At 46.4% G+C, this 21,639-nt stretch carries 13 protein-coding genes; 10 read left to right on the forward strand and 3 right to left on the reverse strand.

Going from position 1 to position 21,639, the window contains the following annotated elements; genetic code table 11:
- The first annotated feature begins 401 nt into the window (after positions 1-401).
- The 3 genes from PKOR_RS10905 to PKOR_RS10915 all read left to right on the forward strand — a co-directional run bounded on the left by PKOR_RS10905 (position 402) and on the right by PKOR_RS10915 (position 10,517).
- The gene (locus PKOR_RS10905) at positions 402-6,623 is read left to right on the forward strand and encodes an Ig-like domain-containing protein (protein WP_046310732.1); all 6,222 of its coding nucleotides are present in this window, start codon (positions 402-404) and stop codon (positions 6,621-6,623) included.
- A 691-nt stretch (positions 6,624-7,314) separates the two neighbouring features.
- A complete protein-coding gene (locus PKOR_RS24470; RefSeq protein ID WP_158453759.1) occupies positions 7,315-8,436 on the forward strand; it encodes a T9SS type A sorting domain-containing protein in 1,122 nt (373 codons plus the stop codon).
- A 497-nt stretch (positions 8,437-8,933) separates the two neighbouring features.
- The gene (locus tag PKOR_RS10915; protein WP_046310734.1) at positions 8,934-10,517 is read left to right on the forward strand and encodes a T9SS type A sorting domain-containing protein; all 1,584 of its coding nucleotides are present in this window, start codon (positions 8,934-8,936) and stop codon (positions 10,515-10,517) included.
- Positions 10,518-10,588: 71 nt separating this feature from the next.
- Here the strand turns inward: PKOR_RS10915 and PKOR_RS10920 are convergent, their stop codons facing one another.
- Positions 10,589-12,478, reverse strand: coding sequence for a CocE/NonD family hydrolase (locus PKOR_RS10920; protein WP_052738813.1), 1,890 nt, complete (start codon positions 12,476-12,478; stop codon positions 10,589-10,591).
- A gap of 188 nt (positions 12,479-12,666) precedes the next feature.
- Between PKOR_RS10920 and PKOR_RS10925 the strand changes: the two genes are divergently transcribed.
- The 5 genes from PKOR_RS10925 to PKOR_RS10935 all read left to right on the forward strand — a co-directional run bounded on the left by PKOR_RS10925 (position 12,667) and on the right by PKOR_RS10935 (position 15,099).
- Positions 12,667-12,921: a hypothetical protein gene (locus PKOR_RS10925; protein WP_046310736.1), complete on the forward strand. Its 255-nt coding sequence runs from the start codon at positions 12,667-12,669 to the stop codon at positions 12,919-12,921.
- 568 nt (positions 12,922-13,489) lie between these two features.
- Positions 13,490-13,786 (forward strand): transposase, encoded by a 297-nt coding sequence (locus PKOR_RS26090; RefSeq protein ID WP_420806334.1) that lies wholly within the window; start codon positions 13,490-13,492, stop codon positions 13,784-13,786.
- Between the two features lie 114 nt (positions 13,787-13,900).
- Complete coding sequence (locus tag PKOR_RS25040; RefSeq protein ID WP_158453760.1) at positions 13,901-14,071, forward strand: hypothetical protein; 171 nt, start codon at positions 13,901-13,903, stop codon at positions 14,069-14,071.
- A 6-nt stretch (positions 14,072-14,077) separates the two neighbouring features.
- On the forward strand, positions 14,078-14,230 hold the full coding sequence (locus tag PKOR_RS25045) for a hypothetical protein (protein WP_158453761.1): 153 nt from the start codon (positions 14,078-14,080) through the stop codon (positions 14,228-14,230).
- Positions 14,231-14,316: 86 nt separating this feature from the next.
- Entirely contained in the window at positions 14,317-15,099 is a 783-nt protein-coding gene (locus tag PKOR_RS10935) for a TerB family tellurite resistance protein (protein ID WP_046310740.1), read from the forward strand.
- Between the two features lie 64 nt (positions 15,100-15,163).
- Here PKOR_RS10935 and PKOR_RS10940 read toward each other — a convergent pair whose 3' ends face one another.
- Positions 15,164-15,760, reverse strand: a complete 597-nt coding sequence (locus PKOR_RS10940; protein WP_046310742.1) for a DsbA family oxidoreductase — start codon at positions 15,758-15,760, stop codon at positions 15,164-15,166.
- 119 nt (positions 15,761-15,879) lie between these two features.
- Here PKOR_RS10940 and PKOR_RS10945 point away from each other — a divergent pair, with 119 nt between their 5' ends.
- On the forward strand, positions 15,880-17,067 hold the full coding sequence (locus PKOR_RS10945; protein WP_046310743.1) for a serine hydrolase domain-containing protein: 1,188 nt from the start codon (positions 15,880-15,882) through the stop codon (positions 17,065-17,067).
- 97 nt (positions 17,068-17,164) lie between these two features.
- The gene (locus tag PKOR_RS10950) at positions 17,165-18,049 is read left to right on the forward strand and encodes a hypothetical protein (protein ID WP_148561669.1); all 885 of its coding nucleotides are present in this window, start codon (positions 17,165-17,167) and stop codon (positions 18,047-18,049) included.
- A 126-nt stretch (positions 18,050-18,175) separates the two neighbouring features.
- On the opposite strand, the gene PKOR_RS10955 is transcribed toward PKOR_RS10950, so the two are convergent.
- Positions 18,176-21,478: an amidohydrolase family protein gene (locus PKOR_RS10955; protein ID WP_046310747.1), complete on the reverse strand. Its 3,303-nt coding sequence runs from the start codon at positions 21,476-21,478 to the stop codon at positions 18,176-18,178.
- Positions 21,479-21,639: the final 161 nt, after the last annotated feature.

Consider the following 21,639-nt stretch of genomic DNA (forward strand, 5'->3'; position numbering starts at 1 on the left):
AGATTATATATGATTTTTTTTATTAAAACTTTGTTTTGGATGAAACAAAATTATTTGTCTTGTGTATACATTCTTTGAATAATAAAAAAAAGTATAGGAATTAACCAGTTATGACTGTGAACCCGGCATTTCATAATCAGCGAGGTGCTCCCTGAGCCTTCTGCTGTTCTGTTTTATCACCAGGATTATATCATTCACGCGCTCTTACTTACATACTAACTTGGTTAATATAACTTAACCATTTTGCAATATGGTTTTAGCTATTAAAAATAGCCTGCAACCTTATTGCCCAACCTTTTTATGCCCTGCTGTAAAGTACAATACTTTCGTTACTTCTGACAAAAAACACTCAAGGCCCCCAAATTAAGCAGCCTTAAACCCAAACCTTATCCCTAAGTTTTATGAAACAAAGTTTTACCCTATTGATTGCCACCGCTGTTAATGCACGGTACGGCAGAACACTCTTAACCTGCTGGCTCATGCTCCTGTTCCTGATGATGGGAAATGTTGCGGCGGCGCAGACTTCTGTCTCGGCATGTGAGGGCCAGACAGCATCATTTGATGCTAACCCTGCTCCTTCAAGTGCTGTTACTATACAATGGCAAGTAAGTACCACTACAAATGCAGATAATCAATATACTAATCTAACAGAACCGTTAAGTGCCTCTGTAGCTAATAATCGCATTTATTCTGTTACAGCAACCTCAGCACTGAACGGCAATTACTACAGAGCAGTATATAGAAATAACGGAGGGAATGTTGTTGGGACTCTTCGTGTTTTTCAGCTAACTGTAAATCCAACTCCCACTTTAAGTAGCACCTTAACGCCTGCGGCTATATGTAGTGGTGCCACATTTAATTATACTTCAACGAGTAATGTTGCAGGAACGACTTTCAGCTGGCAACGCCTCCCAGCAACAGGTGTTACAGGTGGAGCGACCACTGGTACTGGTAATATTAGCCAAACTCTTACCAATACCACTTCAAATCCAGTGAATGTTACTTTTCGCTACACATTAAGCGCTAACGGCTGTACCAACACGCAGGATGTGGTTGTAACTGTAAGACCTTTACCCACAATCTCTGTTACTCCAACAGGTAGTGCCTTAACAATCTGCTCCGGCGGATCAGTTAACCTCACCGCTTCGGGTGCCACAACCTATTCCTGGTCTCCGGCAGCAGGGCTTAGCACTACTACTGGCGCTTCTGTTACAGCTAGTCCTACCACAACTACAACCTACACTGTAACTGGTACAACAAATGGCTGTTCTTCCTCTACACAAGTAACAGTTACTGTAATACAGACCCCAACTGCGTCTATTACACCCGCTTCGCCAGCTCCAGTTTGTGGAGGGTCTGTACTTTTAACCGCTGTTGCTAATCCGACGACTCCAGCTGTAGGAACTTATACTTACCGATGGTTGGATGCTGGTGGTAATACAGTTGGCACAAATTCAACCTTTTCAGCTACGGCAACAGGAAGTTATTCTGTTGTAATTACAAATACTGCTGGACCATGTGCCAGTGCACCTTCAAGCGCTGTAAATGTTACAGTTAATCCTGTGCCGACAGCGCCTACAAATGTTTCTGCTAACTCTACTTCATTCTGTGGTAGTGGCACCCCTACCTTAACCGCCACTGCAGGTGCAAACAGCAATACAATAAGGTGGTACCTTTCTGAAACTGGTGGATCTCCGGTAGGAACAGGCTCACCTTATACGCCATCTGCTCCTATTACAGCGACTACAACATACTATGCTGCCAGCTATAATTCAACTACCACCTGCGAAAGCAGCACTAGAGTAGCAGTACAGGTAACAGTCAATCCCAATCCAGTTGCCGTAATCACCCAGGGTGCAAATGTTATCCTTTGTGAAGGAGGTGAAGTTACTCTTACAGCCCAAACAGGCACAGGCTACTCTTACCAATGGCACCTAGGTGGTAGCCCGATTACTGGCGAAGACGAAAGTAGCCTTACAGTAACCGAACCAGGCAGTTATACCGTGGAAGTTACTCTTGGAGAATGTACTGTGATGTCAAGCGCTACCACAGTTACAGAGCAAGCTCTACCAGAAGTAACTATAAATACAACAACTCCAACAGAGTTTTGTGCAGGCAACTCGGTTGTATTAACTGCTGCTGTTGACCCTTCTTCGCCAACGGTTGGTAACTATACTTATAGATGGTTTGAGACAAGTTCTCCTGGTACTACCTTAAGTACAGAGCCTAGCTATGAAGTGTTTGCGTCAGGTACCTACAACGTGGAGGTAACTGTAAATACCTGCCCTGTTGTAGCTGATGAGCCAGTAACGGTAACAGTTAATCAGTTACCATCTGCTGAAATTATTCCTACTGGGCCTACTGATTTTTGTGAAGGTGGGTCTGTTGTGCTTAATGTGCCATTCAGTGCAACTAACACCTATGAGTGGTTTTTGGATGGAGTGGCAATTGAAGGTGCCTCTACAAATAGCTTATCAGTCACAGTCTCTGGTAGTTATACTGTGACCGTAACTAGTGCGGAAGGCTGCCCAAATACCTCAGCGCCTACAGTAGTAAGAGTGGGTAACGTTGAAGAAGCCGCGGTTACATTTACCCCGCCAACCGAGTTTTGCGAAGGAGGTAGTGTACTTTTGGAAGCCACACAGGCACCAGTCGGGCAGACGTACACGTACCAGTGGTTACTAGACGGTGAGGAGATAGATGACGCAACTGAGCGTACTTATCTTGCTGCGGCTTCCGGTGATTATAGTGTTAGAGTAAGCAACAGTGGCTGTTCCAAAACTTCAACAGAGGTAACCGTTACTGTTAGTCCACAGCCAGCCGCTAGTATTTCGAGCGGCAATGAAGAAACGTGTTTTGTGCCGGGAAGTACCGTAAGTTTCGAGGTGGAGGCTACTTTTACTGGGGAGACTGCCGTATGGAGCTCAGACAATGGAAATTTTGTCTTAACTAACCAGGTTATCAATCCAGAAACAGGTGTTGCTACCGCCACAGTAACTGCTACTGGCACAGGAAGCGCTACTATAACGCTAACAGCCAGCAATTCTGAAGCAGGGTGTAACAACGCAGCTAGTTCTGTAGTACTTTTAGTTAAACCTTTGCCAAGTGCCACTATCACTGCTGATGGCTCAACTACTTTCTGCCAAGGCGAGCAAGTTATACTAAGTGCGCCAGAGGGTACAGGTTATACTTACCAGTGGTATAGAGATGGAGAGCCTGTTGTTGGTACCGGAAGAAGCTATACAGCAAGTTTAGCAGGTAGCTACACTGTAAGAGTAACTAGTAATGGCTGTTCTCTGGAGTCAGACCCAACGGTTGTAACTGTAAATCCACTTCCAACGGCTACTATCAGTACGTCGGGTTCCACGGTTTTTTGTTCAGGAGGTTCAGTAACCTTAACAGCCAACTCAGACATTGGTACCAACTTTACATGGTTCAGAAATGGTAATGAGCAGGTAGGTACAGGTGCAACTTTAGTTGTAAGAGAGAGTGGTAGCTATACAGTGCTGGTATCGGCTGGCGGTACAGGTTGTAGCAATACATCCGATGCGACTGTTGTTACAGTTAATCCAACTCCGGAGGCCACTATTCGACCAAGTGGTCCTGTTACCTTCTGCGAGGGTGGAACCGTTACACTTGTTGCCGTTAACGCTCCATCTAATGCTACCTTCCAATGGTTTAGAGGGACAACTCCAGTTGGTACCACACAGCAGATTACCGTTAGCCAAAGTGGCAATTACACAGTACGCGTGACATCAGGGCCATGTAGTGCTACGTCGTCAGTAACTACGGTAACAGTTAATCCAACGCCTACACTGGTGATCACTAACCCTGAACCAGTATGTTCTCCTGCTACAGTAGATCTTACTGCTGCTGCCGTAACCAGCGGAAGCACTTCAGGCTTAACTTATACTTACTGGACCAATGCTGAAGCAACAACGGCTTTAAGTAACCCATCAGCTGTTGCAACTAGTGGTACATACTACATTAAAGGTACAACTGCAGCAGGCTGTTTTGAGGTGAGACCAGTGCAGGTTACTGTAAACTCTACACCAGCTACGCCTACTATATCGGGCATTACACCAAATGCTGTAATTTACACTGGTGAAAGGGTGAACGGAAGCTACACCAGAACACTTGTTGGAAGTGATCCAGGTGCTGGTAACACGGGTACATTCTCTGGACCAGGCATAACAGGTGCGGGCGTATTTAACCCATGTAGTGTACTGTCGGCCGGGCAAAACTCCAGAGATATAGTCATCACGTATACTGTGAGCAACAGTACAACAGGGTGTAGTAGCTCAGTGAGTGTTCCTGTGACTGTAAGGCGCTCTACTTATACTATTGTACTTGAAACAAATCCCTTCCCTGTTTGTAAAGGACAGAATACTAACTATACGGCAAGGGTATTAAGAGATGCTGTTGTTACATATCCGGCGCCTGAGAACATTAGAATTCAGCCTGTAAATGTGGTAAGCTTTGAAGAGGATGTTACTAGCCTTTTTGTTGTAGAGTCTAGAAAGAATCAAGGTAACTTCAATAGAGGTACAACCTTTAGTGATGCTAGTTTATCGGCAACAGACTACTACGAATCCAGAGCTACTCCTATAAGCGGAGCTTTACCAGCATGTGCTAGTACAACTCCAATATTCTCGAATAAAATTTACTTAGGTACGCCAGAGGTAACTGTGAGCCTTCAAAATCCAGGATCTATTTGCCCGGGTACTTCGGTAACGTTCACAGCTACGCAGGGTACTTTGCCTGGCACGCTTACATACCAGTGGACAGTAAACGGAGAGGCTGTGCCTAATGAGACGTCATCTACTTTCACCACGTCTACACTTCAAAATGGGGACCGAGTAGCTGTAAACTTTACAGCAGAAGGTAGTGGCTGCGGTGTTGCAACCTCTGGTAATGAGATTGTCATGGTTGTGGTAGAGACCCAAACAGTAACAGGAGGAAGCTATTGTGCAGGAACTACAGGAGCGCCAATCACTATTGGGTCGTCCCAGAGTGGTGTAAACTACCAGTTAGTACAGATTGCTAGCAATGGTACAGTAACAAGTATAGGTAACCCTGTTCCCGGAACGGGAAGTAGCCTAAGCTTTGGCAACCAGTTAGCAGGAACATATTCTGTCATTCCGATAGCTGCAAATCCAGGTGCTTGCTCTATGTTTAATCAAGTGACGAACAGCGAAACACCATTACCAACAGTATATGACATAACCAGCAGTGCTACCAGCTACTGTGCGGGATCGGGTGTTACAATAGGATTGAGCGGGTCTGAACCAAATACTACCTACAACTTATTCAGAACGGGAACTACTGATGCAGTTGGTGCTTATACAACAACATCAACACAGAGTGGAGCATTTAGCTTCCCTGGTAGCTTTACGGCAGGCACCTATAGAGTTACTGCAGTAACTGTAGCTAATCAACCTGCCAGAGCAGCTTGTCCTAGAGATATGTCCGGCACTGTAACCATAGAGGAAATAATGCTGCCTCAACAGTACAGCATAACGGGAGGCGGTGATATCTGTGAGAATAACATTGTTGCTATGCCAGTGGGGCTGGCAAATTCACAGATTAATGTAAGTTATCAACTGAAGCGTGACGGAGTAAATGTTGGTAACCCTGTTACTGGTACCGGTGCGGCATTTGACTTTGGGACTTATACAGAGCCTGGTACTTATACAGTTGAAGCTGTTACCACAACTACACCAGCATGTCCAGTTACACTTAATACAAGCACCGTAATTAGAAATGTTAGTGCCGAGGATGTTACTGGTGAAACTTTGAGAGTAACATGGATTGAGAATAATACGCAATGGAGAGTTGAGGCTGTAGATGAGCCTGAGCGCTTTACTTTTGGAGCCAATCCAATATATAGATGGTATCGCTCTACTGATGAAGGGATCACTTGGGCAGAGGTTCAGCCAACTTCATCTGATCCAAGCATCTACATCGAAAATGAACCTTCTACAGATCCTCTCATTAGAGCGGAGGTACGAACTACAGACGGTCGTTGCCTCAGGTTTATTATTACTAATGAAAACTCAGTTCCTCTCCCAGTAGAACTGATGTACCTGAGAGCCTTCAAACAAGGTAACAATGTGCTGCTAGAATGGGCAACTGCTATGGAGGAGAACAATGCTGGCTTCGAGATACAAGTGTCAGAAGACGGTTTCAACTTTAGAAAGCTAGATTTTGTGCCTACCCAAAACGGCAACACAGTGCTGAAGCAAGTCTATAAGTATATCGACAAAGAGAACGGTAAGTATGGAACACGTTATTACCGTCTGAAACAGATCGATGTGAATGGCACCTTTGAGTACTTTGGACCAAGCGTGGTAATCTTTAGTGAAGTGGCAAGTCAAGTGAAAGCTTTCCCTAACCCGTTCACTACTGAGGTAACGCTTGACATTGCCGCAGCGCAAAATGGTAAGGTACAGGTAACGATGTATAGTGCTATTGGTCGCCAGGTGCTGGAGCGAAGCTTTACTGTGGAGAAAGGCTTCAACACTGAGGTACTAAACATTAATGATGACTTACCACATGGTGTTTACTTCATCAAGGTACACTTAGACGGTAAGGTGCATCAACTAAAACTTCTGAAGCAATAAAAGATCTTAATAGGGTTTAAAGCTGAAAGAGCCGGGTATTTTACCTGGCTCTTTTTTTTTATTATTTTATAATAAAAAATTATACAATCCATATATGATATTTCTGTGTTGTAGTTTATCTAAGGTAAAATATAACTGACTGAAAAAGAAGCAGAAGTGATTATATAAAGTTTGGTTAAAAAATAACATATGTCTAAACATTTACAATTTTAAGTACAATTTTTGTTTGGCAAAATTAAAATTATTTTATAGATATATATGGATGTTTGTTGAAGTGTATTAATATTGTGCTCGCGAATAGATTAATCTCATAATAAACTATAAAAAAAATAGCTGAATATGCCTCGCCAGCCATGGGAGATCAGTGTAATAAAAGATTATAAGAAGTAGTTTCTGCCTATAGATATTCTTCTAAGGAAAATTTTGGAACTTTTATAATACAAGTTAGCACGGCTGATACCGTGGGTGGATATCTATTGTCTTCAAAGTTATGTTGTGCAAGAATTAATCAGTAATGATCCAATACTTTCATAACCCTTTAAACCCATATTTTATGAAAAGAATTTTTACTCTATTACCAAAATGCTTTCTAGCAATTAGTATGATACTAATGGTTGGTACCATTAAGGGGCATGCACAGAACAATTTTACAATAACATTAGATAAGACATGTGCTTTGAAAAACCAAGGTTTGACATTATCTATCACTGGCGACGGATTTGCAAATGGTAATAAGCATACACAGTTGGAGGCATATACATCAGAGACAGCAACAACACCGCTAACTACTATTTTCACGCAATCTACAGGTAATGCAAGAGTAATTACTGCCACAATTCTAGAAGATTCTCCAATAGTTGAAGAAGCAAGAACAGTTTATCTTCGCGTCAGGAACAACAAAAGTAAGGATTTATCTAGCCCAGTTCCATTTAGAGTTAGAGATACAGCAATTGTACCTAATGGTGAAATCACCTCTTCATCTAACACTGTAGAGATCGGAAAGCCTATATTTTTTACTGTTACTTCTGATATTATTAATAATAATGATACAGACATAAGTACCATTGAGTGGTACATTGTGAAAATGGAGGGTACAAACGAGGTGAGGGAACTTGTGCAAACAGGGGGAACAGAGTATAGAATGACTCCAACCACTAATGATCCTTTTGAAATTGAATCTAAAGTGACTCCAAATTCAAGCGTATGTTACACCGAATCTCCAAAGGTTTATTCTACACATCAGATGACACCTATGCCAGTCGAGATTATTTACTTCAGTGCGGCCAAGCAGGGCAAGGACGTGTTGCTGGCCTGGGCGACGGCGATGGAGAAGGACAACACGGGCTTCGAGGTGCAGGTGTCGGAGGACGGGCTGAGCTTCAGGAGGCTGGGTTTCGTGGGCACGCAGAACGGCAACACGGTGCTTCGCCAGGAGTACCGGTACACCGACCGGGAGAACGGCAAGCACGGCACGCGCTATTACCGCCTCAAGCAGGTGGACACCGACGGGGGCTTCGAGTACTTCACCACCAAGGCCGTTAGCTTCGGGCAGGTGAGCGGCTACAGCCTCAAGGCATACCCTAACCCGTTCGAGAGCGAAGTGAGCCTGGAACTGCAGGCAGATCAGCCAGGCAGATTAAATGTACAGGTACTGGATGCGATGGGTAAGGTAGTGTATACGAAGCAGTATGCTGTTGAACAAGGTTTATCTCTGGAGCAAATAACATTAGGGCAGTCGCTGCCTAAAGGAATCTATTTCGTGCGCACCGAAATGAACGGCACTGCCAGCAATTTCAAGCTCTTAAAGAAATAGAGTAATAGGGTTTAAAGATAAAGAGCCGGGCAGTTTGTCCGGCTTTTTGCATTTATAGCCGACTGTAAAAACTTGAGGGTAGCAGGCCACCATAAGTGGAGGAGCACACATAGTTTAAACAAGGGCTAAGTAACGAAGTCTAAATGTGTTGGAAGTAAAATCAATTGCTAGTTTATAATATAAACTTTAAATAGTTAAAATTAGAACATATATATATTCGTATACTGTAGAAGATATATCTGCTGGTAATACTATTGTTTAAATCTTTTTAAAGGTATACAACTATGAAATACAAGCCTTTATATACATATCCTTTAAGGGTGTAGACAGAATACCTCTATATCTGATCTTTAGCCTCTTTTTGTAATCAGGTAATATTTCAATTCAAAATTCTGCAGTAAGCACTGTGGATGGCTTTGTATTGCCCAAAGAATTCGATGCTCCCTCAGGTCATCAGCTCATCTAATATCTCCAACTCTTTAAACCCTTATTAAGTTATGAAGACAGTAATCAAAAAGTTTACAGTTAAAGTCTCTCGAGTAGTTCCTGTGGTAGGCGGAGTAGCATTCTTCTTGCTGCTCGTATCAATGCTTCTACCATTAGTGGTTTCCGCACAAACTATAGACCCAGATGGTTTAGAACCTAATTGTGCAACTGTTAACCAAGGATTTCAGCTTACCATCAAAGGTGATGGTTTTAAAGTAGGCACTGATGATGTACAGGTAGAGGCTCTGCTATCTGATGGCACCTCTCTTGCAACGTTCACCACTACAGCTGTTGATGTTAATACCATAGTAGTAGATGTACCTGCTAACTCAGCTATGATAGGCGCTGCTAGAAGTATAGGTATAGTTGTAAAGAACCGTAATGGGGAGGGTGCTAGCTCACAATATAAAAATGTGTCGAACCAGGTAGCCTTTATAGTATATGAGCCTGTAGGCACAGTGGGAGCGATAAGTGGCCCTACCTCTGTTTGTCAGGGAGAACAAGCTGTTTATTCAGTAGAAGCGGTGCATGGAGCAACATCTTATACTTGGGCCCTACCTACAGGTGCAACTATAGAAGGAGCCTCTACAAGTAACACAATCACGGTGAACTACGGGGACAACAGCACCTCAGGGCAAGTTACAGTGTGGGCAAATAATGGATGTGGCGTACAAAGCGAACCAGTAAACCTGGATGTGCATGTTAAAAAAACTGTAACACTAACAGGAGGCAGTATAGCAGTGGACACAGATCATCCAGAGAATGAGGTGGAAGTAGGTGAACCTGCTACCTTTACAGCATCATCCGAGATCATACAGCTAAATGATGTTGGGTCATACAGGTGGTATTCCACGGAAGATGGTGTTTCATGGAGCCCTCTGCCTAACTCTAACACGCAATCATACACTGTAGCCTCAGTCCCGTCTGATCTGTTTGCCATGAAAGTTGAAATCACACCACGCTCGGTAAACGCCTGCTACACTAACCTGCCTAGAACTGGCTATCTTACCATAGAGTCAGAGCCTGTCACTCCTCTACCTGTGGAGATTATTTACTTTAGTGCAGCCAAGCAGGGCAAGGACGTGTTGCTGGCCTGGGCGACGGCGATGGAGAAGGACAACACGGGCTTCGAGGTGCAGGTGTCGGAGGACGGGCTGAGCTTCAGGAGGCTGGGTTTTGTGGGCACGCAGAACGGCAACACGGTGCTTCGCCAGGAGTACCGGTACACCGACCGGGAGAACGGCAAGCACGGCACGCGCTACTACCGCCTCAAGCAGGTGGACACCGACGGGGGCTTCGAGTACTTCACCACCAAGGCCGTGAGCTTCGGGCAGGTGAGCGGCTACAGCCTCAAGGCATATCCTAACCCGTTCGAGAGCGAAGTGAATTTCTCAATAACCGCAGAACAGCCGGGGCAATTGCATGTGCAGGTATTTGACATGCTCGGGAAGCCAATAAAGGCTACTTCCTATGATATAGCTATGGGAAGCTCTGAAAAGAACATCACTTTAGCAGCGGCCTTACCTACAGGCATGTATCTTGTTAAAACGAACATGAATGGCAATATTAAGAGCTTTAAACTGCTGAAGAAGTAGTATAGAGAGGCTCTATAAAGCACAAGAGCCAGGCGTTAAACCTGGCTCTTGTGCTTTGGAATAGTATATGCCTACAGCACCTTTACCTTTAAACTAGTAGGTTGTTGCGGCGAGTGATATACTTTATGCGTGGCCTTGATAAAATCCTCTTCGTTGGCTTCGAAGATATTGTCCACGTATTTTTGCGGGTTGCGGTCTACAAGCGGGAACCAAGTACTCTGAATCTGTACCATAACGCGGTGTCCTTTCTTAAAGGTATACAGCACATCCTGCAGCTCCACATTTACCGGCGTCACCTCGTTTGGTGTAAACGGTTCCGGTTTTTCGAAGCTGTTACGGAAACGGCCACGGAAAACCTCGCTGCGCACCATGGCCTGATAGCCACCCATTGGCTTGTTTGGCTGGTGCGGATTTGCCTGTGCTGTGTCCGGATACACATCGATAAGCTTTACTACCCAATCGGCATCAGAGCCGGTAGTGGCAACCTTCAGCTGAGCTAGAATTTCGCCTGCTAAAGTTAAATCCTCCGTCAGTACATCAGTTTGAAAGGTAAGCACATCCGGACGACGGCTGGCAAAACGCTGGTCATCGGTCATGTATTCACGTGTCATGCCTGTGGCAACGGCTTCTGTGAAAGGTACCGGTTTGGCAGGGTCAGAAATATACTCGCTAGCTTCTGCCTCGCCTGCCTTTGGAGCCTCAAAGCTTAGTTTACCATTTGCATGCAAGTACAGGTTTCGCTCCTTTGCCTGTTTCGGTGGCCATACTTCAAACTCACGCCAGGTGTTGTTCCCACCTTCAAACATGATGGCCTCAGGTAACTTTACCGGCTGCTTTGCCTCGTTTTTGAGGTAGTGGTTAAAGAATCTGGCTTCTACCTCTTGTTGATACCAGGCAGAGTTGTTCTGCCCAAAGTATACATTGCCAATGTTAGAGCCATCTGTGCGAATCCAACCTCCATGCACCCATGGTCCCATCACTAGCATGTTGGTTAACTTGGGATTGTTTTTCTCGATGGTCTGGTAGATCTTGAGCGGTCCGTAAAGGTCCTCAGCATCGTACCAGCCGCCGACAGTCATCACGGCAGGGCCTTTTATGTTTTTCAGGTGAGGAAGCAAATTACGCTTCTGCCAAAATTCATCGTAGTTCGGATGAGCTGCCATCTCATTCCAGAAGGCAACATTGTTCTTCAGGTACTTTTCATTAGCGTTTTTGAGCGGTCCCATCCGCATGAAGAATTCATAGCCATCCGGGGTGCCATGGTCGAAGCGTGGGTTACGCTCTGTAGTTGGTTCCGGGCGCGGCAAACCAAAGCTGGCCAAAAAGTTGAAGGCGTGTGGTAGGAAAAAAGCTCCGTTGTGGTGGAAATCATCCCAGAACCAGTCGGCGATTGGTGCCTGCGGCGACACGGCTTTGAGGGCAGGGTGATTGCTCATGAGACCGGCGGCAGCGTAAAAGCCAGGGTAGGAGATACCCCATTGGCCCACGCGGCCGTTGTCGTTGTCGAGTTTCTTTACCAGCCAGTCCACTGTGTCATAGGTATCGGTGCTCTCGTCAAAATCTTTCTTGCCCTTCTTTTTGGCCAGGTGCGGCGTCATGTTTACAAAATCTCCCTCTGACATGTAGGTGCCGCGCACATCCTGGTACACAAAAATATAGCCTTCACGCAGCAGGGTAGGGTTTGGTCCTAGGCTGATTTTGTAGCCTTCGCCATACGGGCCAACCGAGTAAGGAGTACGGTTCATCAGTATTGGATACTTTTTGCTCTTATCCTTTGGCGAGTATACCACCGTGAAGAGCTTTTTGCCATCGCGCATTGGAATCTGGTACTCCGCTTTCTCATAGTGCTGGCGGATATAGAGCGAATCTTGATTTACCTGCTGGGCTATACTTTGGGAGGCGTACAGGCAAAATGCCAGCAGCAGCATAAGTGGCCGGAGCAGGTTTTTTATTCGGGTCATAGGTTAGGTTTGATAGTGGTAGTTAAAGTTCAACTCCTGAAGATAAGCAATCTATACTATAAAGAGGAAGTTCGTAGCAGCAAGTATAATCTCAACTATATACCAGAAATTGTATTATAGTATATATCTAATGTTTGTATACAGATCTCATTATATTTAAGGATATTATAACTATAAGCATGTATTCTATGAAAACAAAAAGTATCCTTCCTAACCTCATTTTAGGCGTTTTTGCAGTTGCCGTACTGACCTTTATTTATTTTGTCGGTAAGGACTTCGGTCATTTTCTGGCAGGGCTCAGGGGAGAGCCTGAAATGTCGGCTTCTGATGTTGTTTTTAATATTGGCTACAGCCTCGGCTACATTGCTATCCCTGTAGTCACGCTTCTGCTGCTGTACATGGCTTACCGTTTTTCCAGAAAGGGAAAGAAGAAGCGCGCTTAATCCTGATCATACAACCATATGAAAAACTTAAAACCACATCTGCACAAAGCGCTATATTTTGCGCTGGGCTTTACTCTGAAGGCCTTTTACTTTTATAGCAGGTTTTAGAATGGTCCTTTCATCGTAGTTAGACTAGGTGCATTGACCAAGGGGAATGAGAGACTGAGGGGCAGGTAAGTCAGCAATACTATACCGTAAAAAAGGAAGCTCCATTCCCCCTTACCTTTTCTCTGATAGTCTGGACAGTACTTAAGGCTATCGATGAGGATAAGCAAGTGTAAGACAAAAGGCAAGACGAGGGAGAAAGAAAGGTCGCTCACTTTAACCACTCATGCTATGGAACAGATCACAAGACAGTGCGTGGCATCGACATTGCCAAATTGAGCTTCACCGCCTGCGTTTGCAAACCCTCCCCCAACTCCGGCCTGTGCTTCTCCCAGGTGGCAACCTTTGACAACAGCACCAGGAGCTTCAACCAGCTGCTCAAGTGGGCGCGCAAGCAAACCACTGGTGCCTTGCCCTCATAAACAACGCCAAACAACTCACCAGCTACGCCGGCTTCGATGTGGTGGAAAGGGAGTCCGGCACCAGCGTCAGGGGCAAGACCAGGATACCCAAGAAAGGCAACGGCAGGATAAGGGCGGCCCTTTACTTCCCGGCCCTGGTGGCAAGCCGGCACAACACTGCCCTGCGGGCTGTTTACCAGCGCATCAACGCAGGGAAAGAGAGCAGGATGGTGGGCGTGGTAAGCCTGCAGCGCAAACTGCTGCTGCTCATCTACTCCATGTGGAAAAACGACACGGTATTCCAGGACAGGAACATAGCTTCCGGAGATCTGGAGAGAAAGCCTCTCCTTCGGCAATAGAATATACGGAAGATTCTACTAAAATGTGTTGATTTTTAACACAGTACCTTTTTGATAGAGGGCTGGCCTGAAATAAAACACGGATTAGTAGACGGATATTTTATACGATAGCATATGAAAAGAATCAGACTAACCACACGCGATGTAAAGTTCTTCTTGTTAGGAGCATTTACATTGTATGCCCTGGAGGTGGCCTTCAACTGGGAGGCGCATAAAGATGCTTTTTGGGAAGGTGTTGAAACAGCGAAGGCTGATAATGGCGAATCAGTTACGTCAGAGAAATAAAACCACATGAAAACAAAAAAGAAATCAAACTTGCGTTACCTGTTGATAGGTGCTGCCGTTGCCTTGGCTGCCTATGTGATCTCGGGTTGGGATGATGTAGTGAGAGGCATTACAGATGCCCAGGAAGGAAAACCTTACAACTACGAGCAGGCCGAGTAAAGTATAAACATTGTTTCCTGTGCCAGTGGTGCTAACATAGCTTTATACTTAGCCGTTAAAGCAAAGCACAATAAGTATGAAAACAAATGGAACAGGAGCAAACTACCTTACTTAAGGATTATTCGATACAAGAAAAAGGAGCCTACTTTGGAGCCTTAGCTACACTAGCCTCTGCCGATGGACATGCATCGGATGAGGAGTTGGAATTTTTATACATGATGGGAGAAGCGGCTGAACTGCCGGAGAACCTGCGGCAGGAAGTCGAATCGGTTGCGAAGAATCCTTCCCAAATAAGCCTGCAGAAGTGCCTGGATGCTCTCAAAAATAGTCCGCTTCGCTTCTCGCTCATCACCGACATCATCAGCTTTGCTAAGTCAGACGGAAATTATACTGCGGACGAAAGGCAGCACATCGAGGACATGGCTGCCTACTTAGGTGTAGATCAAAAGCAGTATAGCCTGCTGGAAGATTATGTAGACAAGGCAGGAGAGGCACAAAAGCATGGCGAAGATCCTACATCCCAGTCATTCATGAACAAGAATGGTTTTGGAGACATGTTCAAGAACGCTGGCATCTCTCCACAGATGGTGCAGGGTATGTTGGGTATACTGGCGCCAATCGTGCTGGCCCGCATGATGGGAGGCCGCAGGCACCGTCGCTATGGTGGAGGTATGATGGGAGGTTTGATTGGTGGACTGCTTGGAGGAGGCATGATGGGTGGCGGCATGTACAGGTCCGGTGGAGGCCTTGGCTCAATGGTCTCTATACTTGGTGGGCTAAATGGGCGCAGAGGCTACAGCAGTATGAGAAGCGGCGGTTTAGGTGGCTTGTTAGGAGGTTTATTAGGTGGAAGCCGGCGCCGCTGGTAAGGAGCCAGACTATAAGAAAGTAAACGGGTATGGCTTCCTTGTGATGGCCATACCCTTTTTACTTTTATCCTATTTCTTGCTGAATGAGCTTTCGTAAATCTTCCTCTCGCAGTAGCCCTCGTACCTTTTTATTGCCTATGATAAAGGTTGGCACCGCTGAAATGTCCACCTCTTCGTAAGCGTGTTTCAACGCATCAAGATGTGCCGCTTTATACTTGTTAGTTTCCAATGCTTGTCTGTATGCCTGTTCATCCAGTCCCACTTCTTTTGCCAGCTTCACCAGTACCTCTATATCCCCGATATCCTGTTCTTCCTGAAAGAAGGCCGTGAACATACGGTGCGTATAAGCCTCTCCCAAGTCTTGCTCCTGAGCAAATTGATAGCCCTCGAATGCCTTGTGCGTATAGGGCTGCGGTGAAACTTTAGGCAATACGATTGGTATATCCAGCTGCTTACCCATAGGGTATACAGAGTTTGCCCAGGTTGTTTGCAGGTATTCCTCCTCCGGTTTTAGTGTGGGAGTAGGGTAGGGGCGCAACTCAAATGGCATCCACTCCATCTGCACTTTATCTTCCAGGCCCTGCAGCGCTCGCTCCAGCACTACCTCCCCAAAGAAGCAGTAAGGGCAGACATAATCAGAATATATCTTTATCTGTAGCATCGGTTTAATTATTTGTCTTTTTCATACCAGTATGAAGCCCGTTTTGTTCAGCATTCAGCTGTAGCTAGCAGATGAATGGGGATTTTTTTCTAGATTGTACGGTCAAATCCAAATTAACTATGCTTCTGAATACTTATATGGCGCTGCTAGTGGCGCTAAGTTTAGCTGCCTGCCAGCCGCAGCCGCTACAAACCAGCACTAGCCAAGCACAGGCACAGCAGGCTAAAGTAGAATACTATTACCCAGAGGCCGGAGATGATTGGGAACGTCGCAAGCCGGAGCAGTTAGGCTTAGATGCGGCAAAGCTGCAGGAGGCTGTAGAGTGGGCAAAGTTGCAGGAAACGCAGCAAATGCCGAAGGACTTCTCCACACAGAAAGAAATTTTTGGTGAACCGCTTGGCCCCTTGCCACCTAGCAGGGCCAGTACCAACGGCATCATCCTGAAAGATGGCTACATTGTGGCGGAGTGGGGCGAAACCGATGCTGCGGATCCTACTTACAGTGTAGCTAAAAGCTTTCTGTCAACCATATTAGGCCTTACGCTGGATAAGGGTATGATTGATAATATACAGGACCCGGTGGCAAAGTACGTGCAAGATGGCGGCTACACTTCAGAGCATAACAGCAAAATAACCTGGGATCACCATGCCCGACAAACTTCTGAGTGGCAGGGCAAGATGTGGGGAAAGAAAGACGATTTTATAGGTAAAGAAGCCTATGGTCGTGGAGAGCGTAAGCCACGTGAGTTGCAGGAGCCGGGCACCTACTACGAGTATAACGATACGCGCATCAACCGTTTTGCGCTGTCGCTGCTGCGCGTTTGGGGAAAGCCCCTTCCGCAGGTGCTGGAGGATGAAATTATGGACCCGGTTGGAGCCTCTGAAACCTGGAAGTGGGTGCCTTACAGAAACTCTGTAGTTGAAATCAACGGGCAGCAGATGCCATCAGTAAGTGGAGGTACACGCTGGGGCGGTGGCCTTTGGATAAGTGCCCGCGACGAAGCTCGCTTTGGCTACCTTTTCCTGCGCAACGGCCGCTGGAAAGGTAAGCAGCTAATATCAGAGGAGTGGGTGAAGGAGGCTACTACCAAACGAGGTTCCGTGGGTCCTGACTATGGTTACCTCTGGTGGCTGAACACAGGCGGCGAGGCTTGGCCAGATGCCCCTAAAACCAGTTATGCTGCCTTGGGAGCAGGACAAAACACTGTATGGGTTGACCCTGAGCATGACATCGTGATTGTATGGCGCTGGCATGATGGAAAACAAAACGAACTGTTTAAGCGTGTGCTGGCGGCGGTTCAGGAGTAGTGGCATTGTGTTGTATAGCACATTCAACAACATGTTAAATACCTGAGGATGCTGAATAAAACTCATTCTATCTATACCTGTTTTGAAGATTGAAGCTGTGAGAAAAGAAAACAGGCTCGTTTTCCTGGCGATGGGGGAGGTATATGCTCGTCAGGCAATTTACGCCTTGTTGTCGCTCTTGAAAGTATACCGCATAAAGCTGCCAAGATCATTGCATGTTGTAGTATATACTGATACTCCGGCTTTGTTCTCACAACTTCAAGAGGTAATATCACTGGAGCTTGTGTACCTAAGCAATGAGAAGTTCAGTTCTTGGAAGGGAGATAAACAGCAACTTTTTAGGACAAAGATCAGGCTTCTGCAGGAAATGTCTAATGCGGGTCAGGGAAGTATAGTGTATGCCGATACGGATATCATCTTTTATAAGAAGGTTGACAAACTGTTTTCTTGGCTCAACAAAGGGAACACTCTCCTGCATACAAAAGAGGCTACTCTTTCTACAGAAGGCTTCCAAACATATTGCGACAGCTTCTGTGGAAGGCAGTTTACGCTTGCCTCAGAAAGGAGCATTGACATTCTCGATAGTCACTACATGTGGAATGCTGGAGTGATAGGACTACCCCGCTCTAAGTTCTCTCTTGTAGATGATGTGCTGGAGCTAAATGACAGGCTCTTGGCCATTAATGATCTAAGGTTGGTGGAGCAGTTAGCTTTTTCCGTTGTACTTGCTGTTAGTAGTTCTCTTAGGGAGTGCCATGATGTAATCTTCCACTACTGTTGGAATGGTGGCAAAGACAAAATGGATGAGCAGATAAAGCAGTTGTTAAGAGACTATTCCAGTGATGGGGTAGGGGCGCCCGTAAAGCATTTGGATAAGTATAAGGTATATTACCCCTCTACTAAAGAAAAGCTGGTTTATTTCTCTAATCCACGCAATTTTGTTGCCATGCTAAAACGAAAGCTAAGCTATTTACTAAAGTAGTCATCGCCCTTGTACAGAATCCTTGTGTGAATGTCCATCTTATGATGATGCTTGTAGAAGCTGAAAAGCCATAAAACAAAAGAGCCACTCTATTTGGAGTGGCTCTTTTGTTTTAGCTATAGCCTGTTACTGACGGCAGGTACAATGCTCACCAGCGATTCCCTCAAAGCGGGTGTTTGTGCCTTCGTGCCAATCGAAAGCAGTAGCATACTTATCGTTCTCCCACCAGAATTTACCCGGCTGCTTCTTATAGTTGCCGATCTCGGCCATGGTAGCGGCATCGTACAGGCGACCATTCACCATGGTATACTTTACGTGCTCTGAGTTCTGAATATTCTCCAGAGGATTCTGGTCAAGCACAATCAGGTCGGCTAGCTTGCCTGTTTCCAGTGAGCCCAACTCGTGACCCATGCCGATATACTCAGCACCATTGATGGTAGCAGCTTTCAGGGCTTCATGATTTGTCATGCCACCCTGCTGTAGCATCCACAGTTCCCAGTGCGCGCCGAGTCCTTGCAGCTGTCCGTGTGCACCCAGATTTACTTTCACACCGTTGTCGGTTAGAGCTTTGGCAGCACGGGAAGTAGCCATAAAGCCATTCTCGTACTCCTCATCTGGCACCTGCGTCACAAAGCGTGCACGGCCATCAATTACAGAACGTGGCGTGAACTTTAGCAGGCGGTCTTTTTCCCACACATTGGTTTTCTGATACCAGTAGTACTCACCATTGGTGGCGCCATAGTTCACGATCAGGGTAGGGGTATAACCTACATTAGAGGCTTTCCATACTTCAAGCACATCCTTGTAAAGCGGCGCTACCGGAATGTTGTGTTCTATGCCGGTGTGGCCGTCCAGGATCATGCTCATGTTGTGGAAGAAGGTAGATCCACCCTCTGGGTACACGCTCATGTCCAGTTCGCGGGCTGCCTGAATAACCTGCTGGCGCTGCTCGCGGCGTGGCTGGTTGTAGCTCTTCACGGAGAAACCTCCCACTGCCTTAATGCGGCGCAAATGTGAGCGGGCGTCGTCCAGGCTGTTAATCTCAGCTTTGAAATTGCCATCGGCACCATAAAGAATAGTACCTGTAGAGTAGATACGCGGACCAACCATAGCTCCTGATTTTACTGCCTCAGACTGGCTGAACACCATTTCGGTAGTAGAAGAAGGGTCGTGGGTGGTGGTAACACCGTAGGCCAGGTTGGCATAGTACGACCACTGCTTCTGTGGACTCATACCCAAGCGGAACGTGCCCAGGTGCGCATGTACGTCTACAATGCCTGGCATAATGGTTTTACCAGCGGCATCAATCACTTTAGCGTCTTTCGGTACATTTACACCTTTGCCAATAGCCACAATGCGGTTGCCGTCTACTACAATGGTACCTCCTTCAATCACCTCATCACCCTTCATGGTAATGATGCGGGCATTAGTGAAGGCAACTTTTCCTTCCGGAATATCTGTCTTCAGCTCCAGGCCAATTTTGGTACCAGTAGTGTCGATAGCTGGCAACTCCTCCGGAGCACCTGGAACGAAGGAGAAGCGGTCTTTTAAATCGTTGGTAAAGTACTCATCGCCCAATACCCAGTTGATCTTCTTGCTGTCTGCTGACCAGTGGATGCTGGTACCGGCATCACGCGTGAAGCGGGCAACCGGAACAGCCTTTGTGTCTTTACTTAGGTCTAGGCCAGAACCGTTAGCCGTAAATGGTGCGATATAGCCGTTGAATAGCTCTGCAAAGGCTATCCACTTATTGTCTGGGCTTGGGTAGAACTGGTCGGTATACTTAGAAGTATAATGCGTCTGTTCATTCTTGCCGTTCATGTCCACGCTCTTGAACGCATACTTATCGCCCTCGCGGCCGGTAAAGAAAATACGGTCTGATGTAGCGTTAAACTGTGGGTTGGAGCCGCGCTCGTGCACCAAGGTAGCTTTGCCACCGTTGGCTGGCATGTAGAAAATACCTTTCTCTTTGCCGTGTGCATAGCCCATGTGGTTGTTGCCGCCCTCTTTGATGTACACAATGTACTTGCCATCTGGCGAGTACTGAGGCACAGAATAGTAGCCTTTCTCCGACGTCAGCTTAGTTGGCTTAGCGTTCTTTTTGCGAATGTCGATTTTGTACAAGCCACTGAGGTTGTCGTCGTTCCAGGTGGCATATACTATGGACTTTCCATCAGGGGAGAAAGTAGGGTAGAATTCAAAATCCTGGCCCTTGGTAATACGCTCTGGTTTGCCGTCTGGCAGATCTTTCTTATAGATATAACCGGCTGCATTAAACACAAGCGTTTTGCCGTCTGGGGAAGTTACAGCATGGCGAACTGCCTTGGCAGTAAACTTATCAGGCGAAACGCCGCCGTTCTTGCTGTGGTCGTGGCGCACGGCATCCGCCAGGTAATGCGTGGCGGTAGCTTCAAAAGGTATGTTGGCCACTTGTTTTGTAGCGACATCCACTTTGTTGATCTTACCGTCAGCCCAGAACACAATGTTCTTGTTATCCGGAGTCCAGGAGAAGTATGGGTAAACGCCGAAAATGGCCCACGCTTCCTGTTGGTCGTGGCTAAGCTTATCGTATACAGGCCACTCTTCGCCAGTTTTCAGGTCGTGCACAAACAGAACGGACTTGGTGCGCACGCGGCGTACGAAGGCTACATATTTGCCATCTCTGGATATAACCGGCCGCACTGCGCCACCGTTTCCTGAAACCACGTTCTCAATCTCACCAGTGTTGCGATCAACTCTGCGGATTACGTAGATCTGGCCGTTAGGGTCTTTGTTGTACTCAAAGGTAGAGCCGCCGCTCATGTCTTCGGAGAAGTACACATACTTGCCGTCCGGAGAGGCAAATGGCTCACCAGCATCCTGCTGGTCATTTTTGCGCTTGGTTAACTGGATACCTGTACCGCCGGTTCTGTGGTACATCCACATCTCGCCGGCACCCAAAGAGCGGGTGTTGGTAAAGTGCTTGCGGGCAATCAGGTACTCTCCGTCCGGAGTCCAAACGGCGTTGTTCAGCAAGCGGAAGTTTTCATTGGTAATCTGCTTGGCATCAGAGCCATCGCGCTTCATTACCCAGATATTATCGCCGCCTCCTGCATCAGAAGTGAAGGAAATGTACTTGCCATCAGGACTGAAACGTGGCTGCACCTCGTAAGGGCGGCCGGTTCTCAATAGCTTAGCTTTTCCGCCGGAGATGGGCATAATATAGATGTCACCCAGCATGTCGAAAACAATCTCTTTGCCGTCCGGACTCACGTCCACGCTCATCCAGGTACCCTCATTGGTGGTGAGGGTAATTTCTTTCTGAGGGCCATGCTCGGCATCCACTTTCCACTTAGTGTCCTCTTTTTTGTTTTCCTGAGCATGTGCCGCGCCGAAAGGGAGAGCAAGCGCCGCAGCCAGTACTACACTCAGGTAAGTGCGTTTATTCATGATAAGTATAAGGTAGAAGATTAGTTAACAGCCTCTAATTTAAGCATTACAAGCCACAATGCGAAAAGCAATCCTGCAGCAGCTAAAAGTCTAAAGTGCAGGAAACCCATTCTGTTGGATTTGGAGTACAAACATTAAACTTCCCACAGCAGCTTATACTT

The organism is Pontibacter korlensis (assembly GCF_000973725.1).
Taxonomy (GTDB): Bacteria; Bacteroidota; Bacteroidia; order Cytophagales; family Hymenobacteraceae; genus Pontibacter; species Pontibacter korlensis.

What these genes read in the sequence shown, in the direction of transcription:
- PKOR_RS10905 (WP_046310732.1), top strand. Translation starts at nt 402, where the DNA reads ATGAAACAAAGTTTTACCCTATTGATTGCCACCGCTGTTAATGCACGG.
- PKOR_RS10915 (WP_046310734.1), top strand. Translation starts at nt 8,934, where the DNA reads ATGAAGACAGTAATCAAAAAGTTTACAGTTAAAGTCTCTCGAGTAGTT.
- PKOR_RS10920 (WP_052738813.1), bottom strand. Translation starts at nt 12,478, where the DNA reads ATGACCCGAATAAAAAACCTGCTCCGGCCACTTATGCTGCTGCTGGCA.
- PKOR_RS10925 (WP_046310736.1), top strand. Translation starts at nt 12,667, where the DNA reads ATGAAAACAAAAAGTATCCTTCCTAACCTCATTTTAGGCGTTTTTGCA.
- PKOR_RS25040 (WP_158453760.1), top strand. Translation starts at nt 13,901, where the DNA reads ATGAAAAGAATCAGACTAACCACACGCGATGTAAAGTTCTTCTTGTTA.
- PKOR_RS25045 (WP_158453761.1), top strand. Translation starts at nt 14,078, where the DNA reads ATGAAAACAAAAAAGAAATCAAACTTGCGTTACCTGTTGATAGGTGCT.
- PKOR_RS10935 (WP_046310740.1), top strand. Translation starts at nt 14,317, where the DNA reads ATGGAACAGGAGCAAACTACCTTACTTAAGGATTATTCGATACAAGAA.
- PKOR_RS10940 (WP_046310742.1), bottom strand. Translation starts at nt 15,760, where the DNA reads ATGCTACAGATAAAGATATATTCTGATTATGTCTGCCCTTACTGCTTC.
- PKOR_RS10945 (WP_046310743.1), top strand. Translation starts at nt 15,880, where the DNA reads ATGCTTCTGAATACTTATATGGCGCTGCTAGTGGCGCTAAGTTTAGCT.
- PKOR_RS10955 (WP_046310747.1), bottom strand. Translation starts at nt 21,478, where the DNA reads ATGAATAAACGCACTTACCTGAGTGTAGTACTGGCTGCGGCGCTTGCT.